This is a genomic window from Abyssibius alkaniclasticus (assembly GCF_020447305.1).
Taxonomy (GTDB): Bacteria; Pseudomonadota; Alphaproteobacteria; order Rhodobacterales; family Rhodobacteraceae; genus Abyssibius; species Abyssibius alkaniclasticus.
The window spans coordinates 1,972,868-1,992,133 of record NZ_CP095732.1 but is presented as its reverse complement, the minus strand read 5'-3'; the positions used below and the strand labels follow the sequence as shown (position 1 = coordinate 1,992,133).

The 19,266-nt window shown below is 59.6% G+C and carries 20 protein-coding genes; 6 read left to right on the top strand and 14 right to left on the bottom strand.

Annotated elements, in window-relative coordinates; all coding sequences use genetic code 11:
* Positions 1–49 precede the first annotated feature (49 nt).
* Entirely contained in the window at positions 50–1,093 is a 1,044-nt protein-coding gene (locus LGT41_RS09960; protein ID WP_420720180.1) for a LacI family DNA-binding transcriptional regulator, read from the bottom strand.
* 224 nt (positions 1,094–1,317) lie between these two features.
* Here LGT41_RS09960 and LGT41_RS09955 point away from each other — a divergent pair, with 224 nt between their 5' ends.
* On the top strand, positions 1,318–2,010 hold the full coding sequence (locus LGT41_RS09955; RefSeq protein WP_274126728.1) for a GntR family transcriptional regulator: 693 nt from the start codon (positions 1,318–1,320) through the stop codon (positions 2,008–2,010).
* 3 nt (positions 2,011–2,013) lie between these two features.
* Here the strand turns inward: LGT41_RS09955 and LGT41_RS09950 are convergent, their stop codons facing one another.
* From LGT41_RS09950 to LGT41_RS09925, 6 genes are read right to left on the bottom strand one after another with little or no spacing between them, the layout of a single operon-like run.
* Positions 2,014–2,880 carry a dioxygenase family protein gene (locus LGT41_RS09950; RefSeq protein WP_274126727.1) on the bottom strand — a complete coding sequence of 289 codons (867 nt, stop codon included), beginning with the start codon at positions 2,878–2,880 and terminating at the stop codon, positions 2,014–2,016.
* Between the two features lie 24 nt (positions 2,881–2,904).
* Complete coding sequence (locus LGT41_RS09945) at positions 2,905–4,224, bottom strand: TRAP transporter large permease (protein ID WP_274126726.1); 1,320 nt, start codon at positions 4,222–4,224, stop codon at positions 2,905–2,907.
* Positions 4,221–4,727 (bottom strand): TRAP transporter small permease subunit, encoded by a 507-nt coding sequence (locus LGT41_RS09940; protein WP_274126725.1) that lies wholly within the window; start codon positions 4,725–4,727, stop codon positions 4,221–4,223. Before LGT41_RS09940 ends, LGT41_RS09945 begins: the two co-directional genes overlap by 4 nt.
* 48 nt (positions 4,728–4,775) lie before the next feature.
* On the bottom strand, positions 4,776–5,864 hold the full coding sequence (locus LGT41_RS09935) for a C4-dicarboxylate TRAP transporter substrate-binding protein (RefSeq protein WP_274126724.1): 1,089 nt from the start codon (positions 5,862–5,864) through the stop codon (positions 4,776–4,778).
* A 60-nt stretch (positions 5,865–5,924) separates the two neighbouring features.
* A complete protein-coding gene (locus tag LGT41_RS09930) occupies positions 5,925–6,581 on the bottom strand; it encodes a malonic semialdehyde reductase (protein WP_274126723.1) in 657 nt (218 codons plus the stop codon).
* Complete coding sequence (locus tag LGT41_RS09925) at positions 6,578–7,441, bottom strand: fumarylacetoacetate hydrolase family protein (protein ID WP_274126722.1); 864 nt, start codon at positions 7,439–7,441, stop codon at positions 6,578–6,580. Before LGT41_RS09925 ends, LGT41_RS09930 begins: the two co-directional genes overlap by 4 nt.
* A gap of 103 nt (positions 7,442–7,544) precedes the next feature.
* On the opposite strand from LGT41_RS09925, the gene LGT41_RS09920 reads away from it, so the two are divergent.
* Genes LGT41_RS09920 through LGT41_RS09910 form a run of 3 tightly spaced genes read left to right on the top strand, consistent with a single transcriptional unit; the run spans position 7,545 to position 10,653 of the window.
* Positions 7,545–8,813 carry a malonyl-CoA decarboxylase domain-containing protein gene (locus LGT41_RS09920; protein ID WP_274126721.1) on the top strand — a complete coding sequence of 423 codons (1,269 nt, stop codon included), beginning with the start codon at positions 7,545–7,547 and terminating at the stop codon, positions 8,811–8,813.
* A complete protein-coding gene (locus LGT41_RS09915) occupies positions 8,810–10,273 on the top strand; it encodes an AMP-binding protein (protein WP_274126720.1) in 1,464 nt (487 codons plus the stop codon). The genes LGT41_RS09920 and LGT41_RS09915 overlap by 4 nt, the downstream gene beginning before the upstream one ends.
* Positions 10,273–10,653 carry a YciI family protein gene (locus LGT41_RS09910; RefSeq protein ID WP_274126719.1) on the top strand — a complete coding sequence of 127 codons (381 nt, stop codon included), beginning with the start codon at positions 10,273–10,275 and terminating at the stop codon, positions 10,651–10,653. The genes LGT41_RS09915 and LGT41_RS09910 overlap by 1 nt, the downstream gene beginning before the upstream one ends.
* A gap of 42 nt (positions 10,654–10,695) precedes the next feature.
* Here LGT41_RS09910 and ureG read toward each other — a convergent pair whose 3' ends face one another.
* The 7 genes from ureG to LGT41_RS09875 are packed head-to-tail and all read right to left on the bottom strand — an operon-like array spanning position 10,696 to position 15,642.
* Positions 10,696–11,313: an urease accessory protein UreG gene (gene ureG / locus LGT41_RS09905; RefSeq protein ID WP_274126718.1), complete on the bottom strand. Its 618-nt coding sequence runs from the start codon at positions 11,311–11,313 to the stop codon at positions 10,696–10,698.
* Complete coding sequence (locus LGT41_RS09900) at positions 11,310–11,951, bottom strand: urease accessory protein UreF (RefSeq protein WP_274126717.1); 642 nt, start codon at positions 11,949–11,951, stop codon at positions 11,310–11,312. The genes ureG and LGT41_RS09900 overlap by 4 nt, the downstream gene beginning before the upstream one ends.
* Positions 11,941–12,411 carry an urease accessory protein UreE gene (locus LGT41_RS09895; protein WP_274126716.1) on the bottom strand — a complete coding sequence of 157 codons (471 nt, stop codon included), beginning with the start codon at positions 12,409–12,411 and terminating at the stop codon, positions 11,941–11,943. The genes LGT41_RS09900 and LGT41_RS09895 overlap by 11 nt, the downstream gene beginning before the upstream one ends.
* Positions 12,411–14,120 carry an urease subunit alpha gene (ureC, locus tag LGT41_RS09890; protein ID WP_274126715.1) on the bottom strand — a complete coding sequence of 570 codons (1,710 nt, stop codon included), beginning with the start codon at positions 14,118–14,120 and terminating at the stop codon, positions 12,411–12,413. Before ureC ends, LGT41_RS09895 begins: the two co-directional genes overlap by 1 nt.
* Positions 14,120–14,425, bottom strand: coding sequence for an urease subunit beta (locus LGT41_RS09885; RefSeq protein ID WP_274126714.1), 306 nt, complete (start codon positions 14,423–14,425; stop codon positions 14,120–14,122). The genes ureC and LGT41_RS09885 overlap by 1 nt, the downstream gene beginning before the upstream one ends.
* Complete coding sequence (locus tag LGT41_RS09880) at positions 14,422–14,754, bottom strand: urease subunit gamma (protein WP_274126713.1); 333 nt, start codon at positions 14,752–14,754, stop codon at positions 14,422–14,424. The genes LGT41_RS09885 and LGT41_RS09880 overlap by 4 nt, the downstream gene beginning before the upstream one ends.
* A gap of 3 nt (positions 14,755–14,757) precedes the next feature.
* Positions 14,758–15,642, bottom strand: a complete 885-nt coding sequence (locus LGT41_RS09875) for an urease accessory protein UreD (protein WP_274126712.1) — start codon at positions 15,640–15,642, stop codon at positions 14,758–14,760.
* A 358-nt stretch (positions 15,643–16,000) separates the two neighbouring features.
* Between LGT41_RS09875 and urtA the strand changes: the two genes are divergently transcribed.
* On the top strand, positions 16,001–17,257 hold the full coding sequence (gene urtA / locus LGT41_RS09870) for an urea ABC transporter substrate-binding protein (RefSeq protein WP_274129708.1): 1,257 nt from the start codon (positions 16,001–16,003) through the stop codon (positions 17,255–17,257).
* Between the two features lie 53 nt (positions 17,258–17,310).
* Positions 17,311–19,266, top strand: a complete 1,956-nt coding sequence (urtB, locus tag LGT41_RS09865) for an urea ABC transporter permease subunit UrtB (protein WP_274126711.1) — start codon at positions 17,311–17,313, stop codon at positions 19,264–19,266.

Sequence of the window (19,266 nt, the reverse complement as noted above, 5' to 3'; positions counted from 1 at the left end):
ATTTTGTCGCGCGTAAACTTTTTGAATATTGCTATATATTAACAATATGTTACGCCGAACGTCGCAGCACCAGCTTGCCATCGAACAATTCAGATTTTCGCATTCCGGGCCGTGCGCCCGAATCAATCATGTCAAAGAGAATCCGCGCACTTGTCTGGGCGATTGCCGCATAATCCTGCGCCACGGTGGTCAGCGTCGGGCAGGTATAGCGCGAGAACGGATGGTCATCATGCCCGGCCACGCGCAAATCGCAATCCGGCCCGATGCCCACTTTCAAACCTGCCTCGAAGGCGGCAGAAAGCACGCCAATGGCCAGCCGGTCATTGCTGCACAGGATTGTCTTGCTCGGCAGGTTGCCCGCTTTCAGCAGGCGACTGCCTTCGCGAAAGCCGATTTCCTCAAAATCCCAGCCGGTGCCCTTGGCCAGCATCAGCTGCGGCGCCAGTCCCAGCCGCTCCATCGCGGCAATATAGGCCTTGCGCCGCTTGTTCGCATTGGGGTTGGCGGGGGTTTCCATTTCAAAAAACGCGGGCGGCTCGCCGCTGCGGCACAGATAGTCCACGATCAGCCCCACGCTTTGCGCATTGTCCGAACCCACGAAAGCCGCGCCAATCCCCTCGATATTTGCATCAAAGGTAACGGTTGGCACCTCATCGCAGAAGGCGGCAATCCGCCCGGCATCGGATGCGCGGCCCAGCGGGGCCAGCAAAACCCCCGCCGGTTTGACCAGCCGCAAGTTGTTCAGATTCTCGATTTCCTGTTCAGGGCTGCCATGCGAGCCCAGCAAAACCGGCTGAAACCCCGCGCCAATCACCAGACTTTCGACATTGCGCGCAATCTCGGCAAAAAACGGGTCGGCCATATAGGGCACGACAATGCCGATATTCTTGGTCAGCCGCCGGTTCTGGTTCATCGCATAGATATTGGGCCGATAGTCATAACGCTCCAGCGCCGCCTCGATACGCGCGCGGGTCGACCGGCGCACGCTTTGCGGATCGTTGAAATATTTCGACAATGTCGGGCGTGAAATGCCGCTTACCGTGGCGAAATCATCCATTGTGCGGATTGTGCCGCCCGCCAAATCGTTGCTCATATCGTTCCTACGTCAATTTTGTAAGTTTCTACTTTTGTAAAAGACTATACAAACCCAGCGGCGGATGTAAAAAAATATTTTACGCGCGCAAACTATCTGCGCGGTGAAATTGCCGAACATGCGCATCAATCCTTGTGCGACGCCCGTTTTTTCGTATATTCTGCAAGAAATCGATTTATTTGGCGAAATTGCGCAACACGCAAAATCGGCAGCGGAGGCCGGACATGGATGAACACCGTTCCCTGACATCGCGGGCGCATCATCGTATCCGCGATATGGTGTTGTCCGGCGAGTTGCAGCCCGGCGCGCGGATCCAGATAGATGCGCTGCGCGAAAAGCTCGAAATGGGGGCAAGCCCCGTGCGCGAGGCGCTGAGCATCCTGTCATCGGAACAGCTCGTCGTGCGCAACGAGCAACGCGGCTTCTGGGCGCCGGCAATCAGTTCGGAAGACTTTGCCATTCTGCTTGATACACGCTGCAGGGTTGAAGGCATGGCGCTGGCCGAAGCCATTGCGCAAGGCGGGGCGCGCTGGGAAGAAAACATCGTGATGCTGGGCTACCGGCTGAACGCGCTTGACCGGCTAAGCAACCCCGGCCCTTGGGAGGCTGCGCATCGCGAGTTTCATGCAGCCCTTATTGCCGCCTGCCCTTCGGGGTATCTGCTGAATTTCTGCGCCCAGCTCTACGATCTGGCGGTGCGCTATCGCAATGTGGCGCGGCTTGTGGCCTATCCCGAGCGCCAGATCACCGACGAGCATTCAAAACTTGCCGAGGCGGCATTGGCGCGCGATGCCGACCATGCCGTTGCCCTGCTGAACGACCATTACCGCAAAACCGGCGAGTTCCTGTTCAAGACCCTGGCCGAGCAGGAAAGCAAGGGCCGCGCCAATGACGCGACCATGCGCGCGGCACAATAGCCGCTAGGCGGGCGGCAGCACAAAGTCAAAATCCACCAGGCTGAAATCATCATCCAGCCGGTCGCGCGCCGCTATGTCGGGCGCAAGCGATGCGCGCTCGCCGGGCTTGTATTCCATCACCAGATCGCTGCGCACGCCAAACACGGCATCCTCGTCCAGATAGGGGTCATCGCTGGGGAAGACCTCGGTCACCAGGCTGCGATAACCGGGCGCCTGCACAATGAAATGCAAATGCGACGGGCGCCAGGCATGGCGGCCCGTTGCGTTCAGAATGTCGCCTGCCGGCCCGTCGGTGGGCACCATATAGGGCGCGGGGCGAATGGTGGATACGGCATAGCGCCCATCGGCACCCGTGGTCATGGCAAGGCGCAGGTTATATTCGGGCTGTTCAGGGTCTTGCCCCGAATAAAGCCCGTTATCGGCGGTTTGCCACAGCTCGATCACCGCACCGGCAATCGGCGCGCCGTTCTGGTCGCGCACATGGCCCTGCACCACCACTTGCGGGCCTTCGTTATCGCCAATCATATCGCCCCCCACCGGCAGCGGTGGTGCGCCCAGAATATGGAACGGGCCAAGCACCGAAGAACTGGTGCAGCCTTTGGGAGAGTTGATCATATCGACGAGCGAGCTTAGCCCCAGCACATCGGAAAACAGCACAAACTCGTTGCGTTCGCCATCCGAAATTTCGCCAGCCCGCGTGAGCAATTCCAGCCCCTTGCGCCATTCGTCATGGGTAAGCCCCACCTCTTTGGCAAAGCTGTGCAAATGGCGCACCAGGGCCGACAGCACTTCCTGCACGCGCGGGTCTGTATCGGGGCCGGACAGCGACAGAAGCATGTCGGTCAGGGTTTCGGGGGCAACGGTGCGCATTGCGAACCTCCTTCTTCAATTGGATCAGGGCAACAGGGCCGTAGACAGGACCGGGAATTCGATCAGGATAAGCAGCACCGCCAGCATGACGCCCGCAAAGGGCAGCGCCCCCATGAACACGTCTTTCAGCGTGACATTCGGGTCATCGATTGTGCTTTTGATCACGAAACAGGAAATGCCAAGCGGTGGGGTGAGCAGGCCGATTTCAGCGCCGATCACCACGATGATGCCAAACCACACAAGGCTCACGCCCAGCGGCTCTACGATCGGCAGGAACAGCGGCACAACAATCAGAATGATCGAGGCTGTGTCAAGCAAAGTGCCCAGAAACAGCATCAGCACAACCAGCATGACCATAACGGCGGCAAAGCCCAGCTGATAGGTTTCAAGAAAGTCGCCCAGCGCATTGGGAATGCCCGCAATGCCAAGCATACGGCTGTAAATCGAGGCCGCCGTGATCAGAAACAGGATCGAGGCCGTGATATGCCCGGTTTCCAACAGCGCGTTCCAGAACCCTTTCAGGTTGATCTTGCGCCGCCCCACGGCCAGGAGCAGCCCCAAAGCCGCCCCGGCAGCACCTGCCTCAACAGGCGTAAGCCAGCCGGTATAAATGCCGCCCAGCACGGTCAGCACCAGCCCGACCAGCGGCAGGCACAAAAGCACAAGTTGCCCGGCGCTCAGCAATTCGCGGCTTTCCTGCGCAGCCATCTTGCCGCCATTCACCACAAAATTCGGCCAGAATTTCGCCATGATGAAAATCGCGGCAATATAGGCGGCTGAAAGCAGAATGCCGGGGATGATACCGGCCAGAAACATATGCCCGACCGATTGTTCGGCAACAATCGCATAGATGATCAGCATGGCCGAGGGCGGGATGATCATGCCCAGAACCGACGAGCCGGCAACAACCCCAACCGCAAAACGCTTGTTGTAGTTGAGCTTCATCATTTCGGGCACGGCAACCTTGGTAAACACCGAGGCCGAGGCGATGGAACTGCCGGTAACTGCCGCAAACAGCGCATTCGCGCCCACCGTGGCCATGCCAACCCCGCCCAACACACGATGAAACAGCGTGTTCATGACCTTGTAGACATCTTCACCCAGGCCCGCCCTGGACACGATCAGCCCCATGAAGGTGAACAGGGGAATGGTTGCAAAGGAATATTGTTTCACACTATCGCCAACCGCCACTTTCAGCAGCGCCATTGGCAGGGTGATATTGTCGCGGATGATCCAGATCGTCACGAAAGACACAACGCCCAGCGCGATGGGGATATAGACCCCAAGATAGATCATCAGCACCATAGCCACGACAGAGATCAGGCCAATTTCAAAGGGACTCATGCGCCCGATTCCTCCAAATGCAGGCGTTCCGGGCGCCGCTTTCCGGTAATGGCCTTGGCCAAGAAGATGAGCGCGGCAAGCACGCATGAACAGAATATGGCCAGGTGAATCGGCCAGTTCGGCGCGGTGAAGATACCCGGCGTGCCCATGAACGAACCGGAGTCCCACGAGCGCAGGAATTCCGGCCAAACCGCGATTGCGATCAGCGCCATGAATACAGACGATATGGCATCAATCAGCCGCGCGAAGAACCGGGCAATCTCGGGCCGCCTTTCGGCCAGAACCGCCAGCAAACCGTCGGACCGGGTCAGCCGGTTGATGCGGATCACGTCGGGCAATTGCAAAAAGACGATCATCACCATCAGAAACTGCACCAGTTCATAGGTGCCCTCGAAAGGGTCATTGAACAGGTTGCGCGCCACAACATCGCTGTTGATCAGCACGACAAGCGCCAGAACAACCAGCGTGCCGGTGGCATTGGCGATTTTGGCAACTAGGGACAAGCCCCGCGCCACCGCATTGACGGCGCGGGTAAAAGTTGCGGGCACCGGTTAAGCCTCGGTCGCCCAGTTGCGCGCCGGGGTCTCGCCCGCCGCGATCAGCTTGCCGATATAGGCCGACAGCATGGCCGAGCCGTTCTTGCCGGCCGCATCCAGCCCGGCGGCCCATTCCTGTGCGATATTCGGCATTGCCGCCGCCCAGGCCGCGCGGTCTTCATCGGACAGATCGGCAATCGTGCCACCCGCGGCGACATAGGCCGCCTCGGAGCTTGCGGCGGTTTCCATAGCGACTTCTGCAAGCCGGTCACGATACTCTACCGCCACTTCGCGCAAAATGGCCTGCACTTCGGGGCTTAGCGTTGCCCAGAAATCGGCATTCACCGTCAGCGATTTTGTGTTCACCGCACCCAGATTGGCGCGCAGCATATAGGGTGCAACCTCGGCAATGGCGAAGGTGTTTGCCGCCTCGGGCCAGAGCATGGCCGCTTCGGTCACGCCGGTCTGGACCATGTTGTAAAAGTCGGTCAGACCGCCGCGCACACCAACCGCACCCTCGATCCCTTCAAGATAGCGCAGGTTATACCCGGCCCCGGCAACCTTGAGGTCTTTCAGATCTTCCAATGAATTCAGCGGCCGGTTCGCAAAAATCTGATAGGTATCCAGCACCACGCCGGTTGCAAGATACACCTGGTTTTCCGCGGCAAATTCCGCCACCATATCCGGAAATTCTGCGGCGATTTCATCAATCGCGCGCGCCACGATCCGGGCATCGGATGAAATGAACGGCGTGACCGCCGCAATTGCCTGGCTTGGCAGTTCAGAGGCGTGGAAAATCGTGGTCACGATCCCCATATCGCCCAGCCCGAGGCGCAGACCTTCCATGACGCCGCGCGGGTTGACGATGGAGCCGCCATAGCTTTCCTGAAAGTTCATGGCCTCAAGCCCGGCGGCTTCCAGGCGGCGGTTCACTTCCGGCAAAAAGTAGTTTGAAAGCTCTTGCAGCCACATCGAGCGGTCTGGGTAGCCGTCAATCACCGTAACCGTGCGGCCCTGGGCCAGCATGGGTGTTGCGAGCATACTCAGCGCCGCCGCCGATGCCGTGCCCGCCAGGACTGTGCGTCGATTGAGTTTCAGTGTCATGGTCTGGTCCTCCCGATCCAGTTATGATGTCTGCGCCGCCCGATCCCGGGCCTTGCAGACCTATGAAAAGCTGCACGCCTCCTCAAACGGCAGCCTGGGCAATTTTGGAAACACGGCCGATTCATCAGCATAGCCGAGATTCAGCAGAAAGTTGGAACGCAAGCTCGTGCCCGCAAAAAACATCTCATCAACAACGGCGTTGCTAAAGCCCGACATCGGGCCGCAATCCAGCCCCATCGCGCGGGCGGCAATCATCATATAGCCGCCTTGCAATGTTGCATTTCGTGCCGCCGTCTCCGAAATATAGTCATCCTTGCCGCGAAACAGGTGCTTGCGGTCTTCATGCGGGAACAGATAGTCCAGCCGCTCCCAAAAATTCAGATCTTCGGCGATGATCACCGTAACAGGCGCGCCCATCAGCTTTGGCACATTCTTGGGCTTGAGGGCTTTTGCCAGCTTTTCCTTGCCCTCGGGGCTGCGCACAAACACAAAGCGCGCCGGGCTGCAATTCATGCTGGTCGCGCCCTGCCGGGTAATGTCGTAAAGGCGGCGAAGCTGCTCATCGCTTACGTCGCGGTCGCTCCAGGCATAATGCGAACGCGCCCGCGTAAGAATAAGGTCGAGCCCGGCCTGATCTAGCTGTGCGCATTCCGCGCGCAAGGCCCGGATATCGGCCTGCGCCAGCGCGCGTGCATCTTGTCGGGGCTGCAATGTCATTGTGCAGCCACCTGCTGGTCATTCTCGGCCACAATCGGGTTGCGGCAAATGCCGATGCCCTCGATCTCAACCTCGACCACATCGCCCGCCTTCATCCAGACCTGCGGATCGCGCGCATGGCCCACACCCGGCGGCGTGCCAAAAGCAATCATGTCGCCCGGCTCTAGCGTCATGATTTCCGACACGATCGCAATGGTGCGCGCAACGGGGAAAATCATGTCGGATGTATTGCTGTTTTGCAGCACACGGCCATTCAGCCTGGTGCTGATCTGCAAACCGGCAGCGCCCGCTGGCACCTCGTCCGGGGTTACAACATAGGGGCCAACCGCGCCTGTGCCGTCAAAATTCTTGCCCGCCGTCCATTGGTGGGTTTTGCGCTGGTATTCGCGCACCGACCCATCGTTGAAGGTGGAATAGCCAAACACATGCTCCAGCGCGTTTTCTGCCGCAATATGGCGGCCGCCCTTGCCGATAATCACCATCAACTCGGCCTCGTAGTCAAACGTAACCGAGGCATTGGGCAGGATCATCGGCGCTTCGGCGGCAATCATCGAGGTTGCGGCGCGCAAGAACATGGCAGGGTAATCCGGCACGGCATAGCCGCCTTCGCGCGCATGTTCGGCATAGTTCAACCCAAGGCAAACAATTTTGCCCGGTCGCCCCAGAACCAGCGAAGGTGTAATTTGCGCCACATCATAGCTGGGCGCGTCTGGCTTGGGGCTGGGCAGGCTGCCATTGGCGGCGTTGGTGGCAATGATTTCAGCCAGATCACCATCGCCCAACACCACAGCGCGCGCGTCGATCACCGCAAAAACCTGGGGTTTGCCCTGACCGGGTGCAATGCCAGTTAACAATTTCATGGATTCGTCCCTTTCGTGTTGCCAACAAGATTCCCCAAATAAAACGAGTTGTCAAATTAAAATCGATTTTTTATCATGGCATCGAAGCAAGCGGAGCGCGTCGATGCCAAAAGACAATTCATTTTCCTGGATTCTGCGCAATGTCCTTGGCCCCGCAACGCTGAACCGGCTTTGGGGCGACGGGCTGAGCCGCGCGCAGGATGACCCTGTCGCGCTCAGCCGCCTGCTGCTGACAACGCGCGGCGAGGTTTCGGGCCTTGCGATAGCCGACCGCGTGCTGACGCTGATCGAAGGGCTGGACGATGATGGCTTTGCTGCGCTGTGCATCGCGTTGCGTGACCAGTTCGAGGTTGATACCGACGCGATTATCGCCGCTGCAAGTGCGGTGAAAGCGAAAGCCCCCGCTGCGCTCAAAGCCTTGCAAGACGCCGCAGAGCCGCCCCGACAGGAACTGTTTCGCCGCCTGAACGCCGCCCCGCGCGGCACGGCGCGGCTGGTCGAATTCCGCCGCCGCCTGCTGCTGACCCTGCGCAAAGACCCCAGCCTTGCGCCGATCGATACCGATATGCGCCACCTGCTGCGAAGCTGGTTCAACCGCGGTTTTCTGGTGCCCGCACGGATCGACTGGCAGACCCCCGCCGCCGTTCTTGAAAAAATCATCGCCTATGAGGCCGTTCACGCCATCGACACCTGGGACGATCTGCGCCAGCGCGTTGCTTCGCCCGACAGGCGGTGTTTTGCCTTTTTTCACCCCGCATTGCCGGATGAGCCGCTGATTTTCGTCGAGGTGGCGCTGACCAAGGGCCTTGCCAGCGCCATTCATGACATTTTGGACGTGCCGCGCCCGGTCCTGCCCCCCGAAGAGGCTGATAGCGCAATTTTCTATTCAATTTCCAACTGTCAGGCCGGCCTGGCCGGGGTGTCCTTTGGCGCATTCCTGATCAAGCAGGTTGCCGGTGATCTGAAATCGGAACTGCCCGGCCTGCGGATGTTCGCAACATTGTCACCCGTGCCCGGCCTGCATCGCTGGACAGAGGCGCAAGGATTGAAGCCCGAAACACTGGCCAAAGATGCGAATGCCCTGCTGGGCGCGGCCGCCGATTACCTGCTTACCGCCAAGGATACTGCCGGCCGCCCGCTTGACCCGGTTGCGCGGTTCCACCTTGGCAATGGCGCCGAATTGCACCGGCTGAATGCGGGTGCCGATCTTTCACCAAAGGGGCTGGCACAAAGCCACGGGCTTATGGTCAATTATCTTTATGATCTGGACAAGGTTGAAACGCGGCACGAGGCCTTTGCCGCCTCGGGCGAAATTGCCTCCGCCCGCGCCGTGCGCAGCCGCCTCACCACCAAAGGAGCCACCACCGCATGACCATGAACCCCTTGCACCACGCGCTGCTCAGCGCGCAGCCCGATGAGGCGCCGTTTCTAAGCACGCTCGATGGCGAGACGATAAGCTATGGGGCGCTGCGGGCAAAAGTGGCGCGCACCGCCGCAGCACTTGCCGCACAGGGCGTCAAACCGGGCGACCGGGTTTTGTGCCAGATCGCCAAAGCCCCCGAAGGGCTGATCCTGTATCTGGCCACCGTCTTTGCGGGTGGCGTTTTCGTGCCGCTGAACACCGGCTACACCCCGGCCGAGATTGATTACTTTCTGGACGATGCCGCACCGGCCCTGCTTATCCTCGATGCCTCAACCCAGGCCGCGCGCGGCGTTGCACAAGCGCGCAATGTGCCGCTGGCCAGCCCGTCTGATCTGACCGAAACCAGCCTCGCGCCCCTGCCCCCCTGCCCGCGCAAGCCCGATGATCTGGCAGCAATCCTGTATACATCGGGCACGACGGGCCGCTCCAAAGGTGCCATGCTCACGCATGAAAACCTCATCTCGAATGCGCGTGCGCTGCAAGCGGAATGGCATTATCAACCTAGCGATACGCTCATTCATGCCCTGCCGATTTTCCATACTCACGGGCTGTTCGTGGCGACCAATATCACGCTGGCCGCTGGCGCAGATATGATCTTTCTGCCCGCCTTCGACCTTGGCGATATCGCAGCGGCCCTGCCGCGTGCCACCACAATGATGGGCGTGCCGACCTTCTACACCCGTATGCTTGGCGATGACCGTTTCGAGCGCGCCGCAATGGCGCATATGCGGCTTGTCATTTCCGGCTCGGCCCCGCTTCTGGCCGAAACCCATGCCGCGTTTCAAGCGCGCACCGGCCATGCCATTCTGGAACGTTATGGCATGACCGAAACCAATATGATCACCTCGAACCCCTATGCCGGCGCGCGCAAGGCGGGCACGGTTGGCAAGCCGCTTGCGGGGGTTTCGCTGCGTCTGGCCCGACCCGACGATCAGGGGATCGGCGCAATCGAAGTGACCGGCCCCAATGTCACCCCCGGCTATTGGCGCAACCCCGAAAAAACCGCCGAAACCTTTGCGCCCGATGGCTGGTTCATCACCGGCGATCTTGGCCAGATCGATGCCGATGGCTACCTCTCTATCGTGGGCCGCGAAAAAGATCTGGTCATATCCGGCGGGTTCAACATCTATCCCAAAGAGATTGAAACCCTGATCGATGCGCTGCCCGGGGTTCTGGAAAGCGCGGTGTTCGGCATTCCCCACCCCGATCTGGGCGAAGCCGTGGCCGCAGCGATTGTGCTTAGGCCCGGCGCAACCGCCGATGCCGAGGCGATTCTTGCCGCGCTTGCGCCCAATCTGGCGCGTTTCAAAACCCCGCGCAGCCTGCATTTCCTGCCCGAGCTGCCGCGCAACACAATGGGCAAGGTGCAAAAGAACGAGCTTAGGCGCAATTTTACAGGAGCAAGCTGATGGACTGGAACGCATATGGAGATATCTGCCGCAAGCGCGGCGCGCTGGCCAAACAGGTTTTCGCCTGCATGACCAGCCCCGCCAAAGACGGCCCGCCAGCGCCCGAACTGCTGGCCGCACATCTGGCCTATCAACAAAAGCTCGAAGCGCGCGGCGAGCTTTTTCTGGCAGGCCCGTTATCCAATGCCAGCGGCACAGAAATGTCGGGTGCAGGGCTTATCATCTATGCCGCCACCGACCTTGCAGCCGCCCGCGCCCTGGCCGAAGCCGACCCGATGCACCAGGCCGGCCAGCGCAGCTTTACCCTGCAAGCCTGGCGCCTGAACGAGGGCGCGCCGATTGCCGGGCTGCAACTTTCAAAACGCAGCTTCGATCTTTAGGCAGCAGATTTGCGGCCGCTCTGCGGGGCAATGCGCCTGAGGTCAGGCATTCAGCCCGCCTTGCACGATGATGAAATCCAGAATGGCGTCCAGCCCTTCATTGGTGCGGAACGAGTTGAATACAAAGGGTTTGTCGCCGCGCATTCGCAGACTGTCGCGGCGCATGACATCGAGTGAGGCGCCGACATGGGGCGCAAGGTCGGTCTTGTTGATGACCAGCAGGCCGGATTTGGTAATGGCCGGGCCGCCTTTGCGCGGAATCTCCTCGCCCGCGGCAACATCGATCACATAGATCGTCAGATCGGCGAGTTCCGGGCTGAACGTGGCCGACAGGTTGTCGCCGCCGCTTTCGATGATGACCAGGTCAAGCGGGCTATGGCGCTTGCGCAGTTCCGCAATCGCCGCCAGATTGATTGATGCATCTTCGCGGATCGCCGTATGCGGGCATCCGCCGGTTTCAACACCGATAACGCGGTCTTGTGGCAGGATCTGCATACGCATCAGCGCCTCGGCATCCTCTTGCGTATAAATGTCATTGGTAATGACACCCACCGAAATTTTTGGGTGCAGGGCGCGCGCAATGGCGGCTGTCAGCGTGGTTTTGCCAGCCCCGACCGGGCCGCCAATGCCCAGGCGCAACGGGCCATTCATTTGGGTCATGAGCGAAATATCCTGTGGTTGAGTGTTTCATGCCGCATGGCGGCAATGTCAGACATGAAGGCGCTGCTGCTCAGATCGTCAAGCCCGGTGCCATTGCTGGCTGCGGCCAGGGTCTGGCAAAGCGGGGCCAGCGCAGCCAGCACCCTTTGCCCCTCGGTCTGGCCAAGCGGCACAAGGCGCACCGCCACAGAAACCAGATTGCTGGCGAAAGCCTGCAAATACAGCGCAGCCGCAAGCGACGGGTCTATGCCGCACAGACGCGCGGCGCGCCCCAGCGCAACCGGATAGCTCAGCTCTGGCTGCGCCGCGGTCCAGATGGCTGCAACGGTTTCGCCAAAGGCTGCGCCTTGCAGTTGCGTTTCGCGCAACCGTTCGGCACCCGGTGCAAAAGCCCGTGCCGTCGCCTCGACATGCGCAAGCGTTTCCAGATCGTCACAGGCATGAGCGGCGCGCAGCAAAATGCAATCAGACCTGCCCGCGCCATGTTCCAGAATATCGGCAAGCCAGTCTTGCAGGCCGCTTGCGCTGTTCAGCCTGCCCGCCTGGATTTCCGTTTCCAGCCCGTGCGAATAGGCGAAAGCCCCCACCGGAAAGCTGGGTGACAACCATTGCGACAATGTCAGAATGTCAGTGATCATGGGCGGTATGCCCATGCGCATGGGCGTGGGTGCGACCATGCCCATAGGCACCACCCTCGGGGTTGAATGCCTGACGGGTTGGTGTCACGCTTGCACCCAGATGCGCCAGCATATGCCCGATAACCGGGTCGGGCTGAATGAGCAGCCGATCGGGCTCTATCTGGCAGGGCGTATGGCGATTGCCGATATGCCAGGCCAGTTGCACCAGGTTTTCGCCGCTGATCGCCAGCAAATCTTCGTCTGCCGCACAAATCTCGACCAGTTCGCCGCCTGCCAGTTCCAGCGCATCGCCATGCCCAAGCGACATGGTCTGTGCAAGGTCGACCAGCACCGACCTGCCCGCCACGCTGCGCAGCAGCTTTCGCCGCAAGAAGCGGTCGTCATAGCTAAGTTCGAGCCTGTCGATGGCACCACGCCACGTGCCGGCAAGGCGCAACTTTTGTGAAATGAACGCGGCCATCAGAACAGGAAATAGCGTTGTGCCATCGGCAAGACCTCGGCGGGTTGACAGGTGAGCAATTCGCCATCGGCGCGCACTTCGTAGGTTTCAGGGTGAACCTCTATCTGCGGCAGGGCGCAATTCAGCAGCATATCGGCCTTGCCAATATTGCGCGTATTCGTGACGGCAAGTGTTTGCTTGCGCAAACCAAGGCTTTGCCCGATACCGTTGGCAGCGGCGGCGGCTGACACGAAGGTCACGCTCGACTGTTCAAGCGAGCGCCCGAAAGCGCCGAACATCGGCCGCGTGTATACCGGCTGCGGCGTCGGGATAGAGGCGTTCGGATCACCCATCTGCGCCACCACGATCGTGCCCGCCATGAGAACCATTTCCGGCTTGACCCCGAAGAAAGCCGGGTTCCACAGCACAAGATCGGCGCGCTTGCCCACGGCAATACTGCCAAGCACATGCGAAACCCCCTGGGCGACGGCCGGGTTGATCGTGTATTTTGCAATATAGCGGCGCACCCGGAAATTGTCGTTCTCGCCACGCTCTTCGGGCAAACGGCCGCGCTGCTTTTTCATCTTGTCGGCTGTCTGCCACGTGCGGATCAGCACTTCGCCCACCCGGCCCATTGCCTGACTGTCGGAAGCGATAATCGAGAATGCGCCGATATCGTGCAGAATATCCTCGGCGGCAATGGTTTCGCGCCGGATACGGCTTTCGGCAAAGGCAATGTCTTCGGGAATGGATTTGTCGAGATGGTGGCAAACCATGAGCATATCCAGATGCTCTTCCAGCGTGTTGACCGTGAACGGCCGTGTCGGGTTTGTTGACGAGGGCAAGACATAGCTTTCGCCACAGAGCTTGATAATATCGGGGGCATGGCCACCACCGGCACCTTCGGTATGGAACGCATGGATCGTGCGCGCCTTCATGGCCGCGATCGTGTGTTCAACGAAGCCGCTTTCATTAAGCGTGTCGGTGTGGATCATCACCTGCACATCCATGTCATCGGCCACCGACAGGCAGCAATCTATCGCTGCCGGCGTGGTGCCCCAATCCTCGTGCAGTTTCAGCGCACATGCGCCTGCATTGACCATTTCAACCAATGCGGCGGGCTGGCTGGCATTGCCCTTGCCGGAAAGGCCGATATTCATCGGAATGCCGTCAAACGCCTGCAACATCCGCCCGATATGCCAGGGGCCGGGGGTGCAGGTTGTTGCCAAAGTCCCGTGTGCAGGGCCGGTGCCGCCGCCAAAACAGGTGGTAACGCCCGATTGCAGCGAATCTTCCATCTGCTGGGGGCAAATGAAATGGATATGGCTATCCATGCCGCCGGCGGTAAGAATGCGCCCTTCGCCTGCAATAATTTCGGTGCCCGGCCCGATGACGATATCCACACCGGGCTGCGTATCGGGGTTGCCGGCCTTGCCGATGGCGTGAATCAGCCCGTCTTTCAAAGCAATGTCGGCTTTATAAATTCCGGAATGATCGACGATCAGCGCATTGGTTATGACCGTATCGACAGCCCCGTCTGCGCGGGTCTGCTGGCTTTGGCCCATCCCGTCGCGAATGACCTTTCCGCCACCGAATTTGACCTCTTCGCCATAAAGCGTGAAATCCTGCTCCACCTCGATGACCAGGTCTGTATCGGCAAGCCGGACCTTGTCACCGGTCGTCGGGCCATACATGGCGGCATATTGTGCGCGTGGAATTGCATAAGGCACTATAAATCTCCCATGATCTGACCATTGAAGCCGAACACCCGCCGCGCGCCGCCAATATCCACAAGCGTAACCTCGCGCCGTTGCCCCGGCTCGAAGCGCACGGCGGTGCCTGCCGGAATATCCAGCCGCTTTCCGCGTGCAAGGCCACGGTCAAAGGCCAATGCGGGGTTGCTTTCGGCAAAATGGTAATGGCTGCCCACCTGCACCGGCCGATCACCCGTATTTGCAACAATCAGGGTTTGCGTGGCCGCGCCTGCATTCAGAAGGATCTGGCCATCGGCCACGATAATTTCACCGGGGATCATTGGGCCTGCTCCATTTGCGCGCTGCGCCATCTGATCGGGTTGTGAACGGTCACAAGTTTGGTGCCATCCGGAAAGGTCGCCTCGACCTGCACCTCCTGTATCATCTCGGCAATGCCATCCATACATTGCTCGCGGGTAATGACATGCCCGCCGGCCTGCATCATATCGGCCACCGAGCGCCCGTCGCGCGCGCCTTCCACAACCGCATCGGTAATCAGCGCAATCGCCTCGGGATAGTTCAGCTTTACGCCGCGCGACAGCCGCTTGCGCGCCACTTCGGCGGCCATTGCGATCAGCAGTTTGTCTTTTTCGCGGGGGGTAAGTTGCATGTGCTAAAGCCTCCATGACACTGGCAGGGAATTTTGGGTTAGATGATCGAGTATCGGCACAAGGTTGCAGCGCAGCTCAAAACTGTCGGCGGCAAGCATTCGCAGCACCAGAATATCGGCAGCGATCATGCTGGCGCCGGCCGTTGCGGGCAGCAGGCTGCGAATATGCGCAAGCTGGCCTGCGGCCTTCGTATCGACAAATACAAGGCTGGCCATTGCGCCCGCACCCGCCCCCGTTGCCGCGCGCGCCAGATGCGCCGAGGCATCGGCTGCAAGGTCAATGCCATCGACAAAGATCGGGCGGGCATTCCGCCGAACAACGATCCGGTCCTTGAAGTTGATATTGTTAAGACGTTCACGCATCGCGGCGCGCCCGAAAACCAGCGGTTCAACCAGCAGCAGGCTGCTGTCATCGGCCATGTCAACTTCAAGCCTGCGGTGCAGCGCCGCGTGATCGAAAATAATCATTTCCTGCGGCAGCCAGTTCAGCCGCGCCCCTGTGCATAGCCGGGCATGGGTTTCTAGCCTTCCAACCTCGTGTGGCTGGGCGCGATAGGCGCGTTCGGCAGCCTGGGTTGTCAGGCAAAGGCTGGCCCCGTGGCCGATTTCCGCGCGCAAGGAAAACCTGTCACCGCCCGTAATACCACCGGCGGTATTGACGATAATCGCCTCGGCGCCGCGCCTGTAGCTGCGGGGAAAAACCAGTTTCAGCGACCCGGATTGCCGCAGATCAGCCAAACCTGTTTGCCCGTCAAGCCCCGCGCTCACACGCAGAAATGCGGCACCACGCGCGCGCGGTTGCTGCTGCTGCGCGGCGCTGTCCGCCTTGCAATCGAATTTGGCCACCTGGTTGATGATTTGCCCCCGGCAGGTTTTTGCTTCAGCCATTCCAGACCACGCACAGGCGTAAACCTACAGAAAATTTCGCAGTTTTCCGGCCATATCTGAATCGTGTGCCCAATTTTTAGGCTACATGGGCGCTATGCACTATTTTTGAGCATAACCCACCAACCGATCGCAGAAATGCTGCAATTGCGTTGACATTATGCTGCATCGCAAAATGATGGGGCCACTTCGTAGGATACGGGGTGTGTGACGACCCGACGACGTGGAAATCAATTGGGCCGCCACACGGGTGCAACTTTTGAGTTGCAGAACAGATATACGACCGTTGCGCCTGTGCTTCAAGGCGCGGGTTCCATCTGTTCTGTATGGAGATATCTACATGAAACTATCAAGCATTGCGATGCTCACCACCGTCGCGTTCGGCGCATCGGCGATTGGCGCACAGGCGCAAGAGACGATTCCCGTTGGCGTGCTGCATTCATTGTCGGGCACGATGGCCATTTCCGAAACCACGCTGAAAGACACGGTGCTGATGCTGATTGACGAGCAGAACGCAAATGGCGGCGTTCTGGGCCGCCAGCTCGAAGCTGTGGTTGTCGATCCGGCATCAGACTGGCCGCTTTTCGCTGAAAAGGCCCGTGAACTGCTGACCACAGAACAGGTTGCGGTAATTTTCGGGGGCTGGACAAGCGTCAGCCGCAAATCGGTGCTGCCGGTCATTGAAGAACTGAACGGGCTGATGTTCTACCCGGTCCAGTATGAGGGCGAAGAAAGCTCGCGCAACGTGTTTTACACAGGCGCCGCCCCGAACCAGCAGGCCATTCCGGCAACCGACTATTTCCTTGAAGAATTGGGAATTGAAAAATTCGCGCTGATCGGCACCGACTATGTCTACCCGCGCACGACCAACAATATTCTCGAGGCCTATCTGCTGGATCGCGGAATCGCCGCTGAAGATATCTTTGTGAACTACACCCCGTTCGGGCATTCCGACTGGTCGAGCATTGTTGCAGATATTGTTGCGCTTGGCGCCGATGGCAAACGCGTTGGCGTGATTTCAACGGTCAATGGCGATGCCAATATCGGGTTCTACAAAGAGCTGGCCGCAGCCGGCATTTCGGCTGACGATATTCCCGTCATCGCCTTCTCGGTTGGCGAGGAAGAACTGTCGGGCCTTGATACATCGAACCTGGTTGGCCATCTGGCGGCCTGGAACTACTTCCAGTCGGCTGAAAGCGAAGCCAATACGGCCTTCATTGCCGCATGGAAGGCCCGCATGGGTGAAGACGCCGTTACCAATGACCCGATGGAAGCCACGGTGATCGGCTTCCGGATGTGGGTTGCTGCGGTTGAAGCCGCCGGCACCACCGATGTCGATGCCGTGCGCGCCGCCATGTATGGGCTGCAAGTGCCCAATCTGACAGGCGGAATTGCCGAAATGCTGCCCAACCACCACATTACCAAACCGGTGCTGATTGGTGAAATCCAGGCAGATGGCCAGTTTGACATCGTCAGCCAGACAGAAGAGGTGCCGGGCGACGCATGGACAGATTTCCTGCCGGAATCCGCTGTGTTGATATCGGATTGGCAGACGCTGAACTGCGGCATGTATAACACCGAAACCGAAACCTGCGTGCAGTTGAACTCCAATTACTGAAACAAGACAGGGAAAGGGGCTCGCCCCTTTCCCGCAGCATTGGAGCAAGGTTCATGCGTGCTTTCTTACTGATATTTTTTGCCTCATTATGCGTTCCGGCAGGCGCGCTTGCGCAGATCAGCGACATTCAGGCCATCCTTCAGGAAAACCGCGCCCTGATCGAGGAAAGCTCGCGGCGCAGCATCGAGCCGGCAATCGCGGCGATTGCGGAAAGCGGGCTGCCATCGGCGCAAACCGTCTTGCAGCGCTGGCAGGCCAAGGAACTCTATCAGACTCCCGATGACGGGCTGTTTTACTATGGTGCCGCGCTTGAAAACGGCATGATCCGCCTGTTCCGGTTTTCCGATGGCGCGCAGCTTGGTGACTTTGACAGCGCCAGTCTGGCCCGGATCAACCCGAATAGCGGCATTCGCGCCCTGATCGGCAGCGCCCTGGTGCGCTTTCAGCTGGACGACCCCGACCCGCAGCGCCGACGTGATGCGCTGGCCTCCTTGCAGCGCAATCCGGCGGCCGAGCATCTTGCGCCCTTGCGCGCCTCGCTGGCAGGCGAAACCGACCCGGAGATCCGCGCGCTGAAAACCCGCGTGGCCGCGCTGCTCACCTTGCGGTATGATCCGGACACACAGGCACGCATTACGGCGATTTCCTCGCTTGGCGCCGATATCTCACTCGATGTTCGCGCGGCACTGAACCCGCTTTTGGCCAGCGAACTTGTTGTTGTGGAAGGCGAAATTCCAGCCACCGCCAATGTGGCGCGCGAATTGGTGCCCGGGCGCGGCGCATTTACCGTGGAAAGCGCCTATCAAATTCTAGTCGATAATGGCCTTGCAGCCCCGCGGCTCACCCCCGAATTTCTGCGCGCTGCGCTAGAGCAAAACCTGAGTGACGGCATGGTTGCCGATGTGCCGAGCGCCGCGCTCGCCGATCCTGATGCGCGCCTGAAAGCCTATGACGGCCTGGCCGCTGCCGGCCTGGTGCCGGCACGCCTCACCGATGACATGATCGGCGCAACCATCGCGCAATACAGCTTCTTCGAAAACTATCTGGAGCCCTCTGGCGCGGTGACAGATGCCGTGACCGAGGCGTTGGGCGCAATCGAATTCAGGGTCGGGATGAACAAGGCGCTCGATCTCACGCTCGATGCGCTTTCGCTTGCATCCATTCTGTTCCTGGCGGCCATCGGACTTGCAATAACCTTTGGCGTTATGGGCGTCATCAACATGGCGCATGGCGAGTTTATCATGATGGGGGCCTATACGGGCTATGTTGTTCAGCTGTTCATTTCCAATTACACACTGTCAATCATCGTCGCACTTCCCGCCGCGTTCCTGGTGACATTTGCCGCGGGCGTTGCAATGGAACGGCTGGTGATCCGCTGGCTTTACAACCGTCCGCTTGAAACGCTGCTGGCCACGTTCGGCGTGTCGATTGCCCTGCAACAGCTTGCCAAGAATATTTTCGGCACACAGGCCCGCCCGCTGACCGCGCCGGGCTGGCTTGATGGTGCCTGGATTGTGAATGACGTTCTGTCCATCAGCTATATTCGCATCGCAATCTTTGGCCTGGCGCTTATGCTGCTGGCCGTATTCCTGTTCATCATGAAGCGCACCCGCCTTGGCCTGGAAACACGGGCGGTAACGCAGAACGCGCGTATGGCGGCCAGCATGGGCATCAATACCGACCGCGTCAACATGCTGACCTTCGGCCTTGGCTCGGGCATTGCGGGGCTTGCCGGGGTGGCGATCGGCCTGTTTGCCAAGGTCACATCCGAGCTTGGGAACGACTATATCGTGCAAAGTTTCATGACTGTGGTCGTTGGTGGGGTTGGCAATATCTGGGGTGCGCTGGCAGGTGCCACGATGATCGGCTTCTTCCAGAAATCGGTTGAATGGCTGAACCCGAGCAATACGCTCGCGGCGCAAACCTACATGATCATCTTCATCATCATTTTCATCCAGTTCCGGCCCCGTGGCATTGTCGCGCTGCGTGGCCGCGCGGCAGGAGACTAG

Bases quoted from the DNA above. Each gene is read 5' to 3' on its own strand.
- LGT41_RS09960 (WP_420720180.1), bottom strand. From the start codon at position 1,093: ATGAGCAACGATTTGGCGGGCGGCACAATCCGCACAATGGATGATTTC.
- LGT41_RS09955 (WP_274126728.1), top strand. From the start codon at position 1,318: ATGGATGAACACCGTTCCCTGACATCGCGGGCGCATCATCGTATCCGC.
- LGT41_RS09950 (WP_274126727.1), bottom strand. From the start codon at position 2,880: ATGCGCACCGTTGCCCCCGAAACCCTGACCGACATGCTTCTGTCGCTG.
- LGT41_RS09945 (WP_274126726.1), bottom strand. From the start codon at position 4,224: ATGAGTCCCTTTGAAATTGGCCTGATCTCTGTCGTGGCTATGGTGCTG.
- LGT41_RS09935 (WP_274126724.1), bottom strand. From the start codon at position 5,864: ATGACACTGAAACTCAATCGACGCACAGTCCTGGCGGGCACGGCATCG.
- LGT41_RS09930 (WP_274126723.1), bottom strand. From the start codon at position 6,581: ATGACATTGCAGCCCCGACAAGATGCACGCGCGCTGGCGCAGGCCGAT.
- LGT41_RS09925 (WP_274126722.1), bottom strand. From the start codon at position 7,441: ATGAAATTGTTAACTGGCATTGCACCCGGTCAGGGCAAACCCCAGGTT.
- LGT41_RS09920 (WP_274126721.1), top strand. From the start codon at position 7,545: ATGCCAAAAGACAATTCATTTTCCTGGATTCTGCGCAATGTCCTTGGC.
- LGT41_RS09915 (WP_274126720.1), top strand. From the start codon at position 8,810: ATGACCATGAACCCCTTGCACCACGCGCTGCTCAGCGCGCAGCCCGAT.
- LGT41_RS09910 (WP_274126719.1), top strand. From the start codon at position 10,273: ATGGACTGGAACGCATATGGAGATATCTGCCGCAAGCGCGGCGCGCTG.
- ureG (WP_274126718.1), bottom strand. From the start codon at position 11,313: ATGACCCAAATGAATGGCCCGTTGCGCCTGGGCATTGGCGGCCCGGTC.
- LGT41_RS09900 (WP_274126717.1), bottom strand. From the start codon at position 11,951: ATGATCACTGACATTCTGACATTGTCGCAATGGTTGTCACCCAGCTTT.
- LGT41_RS09895 (WP_274126716.1), bottom strand. From the start codon at position 12,411: ATGGCCGCGTTCATTTCACAAAAGTTGCGCCTTGCCGGCACGTGGCGT.
- LGT41_RS09885 (WP_274126714.1), bottom strand. From the start codon at position 14,425: ATGATCCCCGGTGAAATTATCGTGGCCGATGGCCAGATCCTTCTGAAT.
- LGT41_RS09880 (WP_274126713.1), bottom strand. From the start codon at position 14,754: ATGCAACTTACCCCCCGCGAAAAAGACAAACTGCTGATCGCAATGGCC.
- LGT41_RS09875 (WP_274126712.1), bottom strand. From the start codon at position 15,642: ATGGCTGAAGCAAAAACCTGCCGGGGGCAAATCATCAACCAGGTGGCC.
- urtA (WP_274129708.1), top strand. From the start codon at position 16,001: ATGCTCACCACCGTCGCGTTCGGCGCATCGGCGATTGGCGCACAGGCG.
- urtB (WP_274126711.1), top strand. From the start codon at position 17,311: ATGCGTGCTTTCTTACTGATATTTTTTGCCTCATTATGCGTTCCGGCA.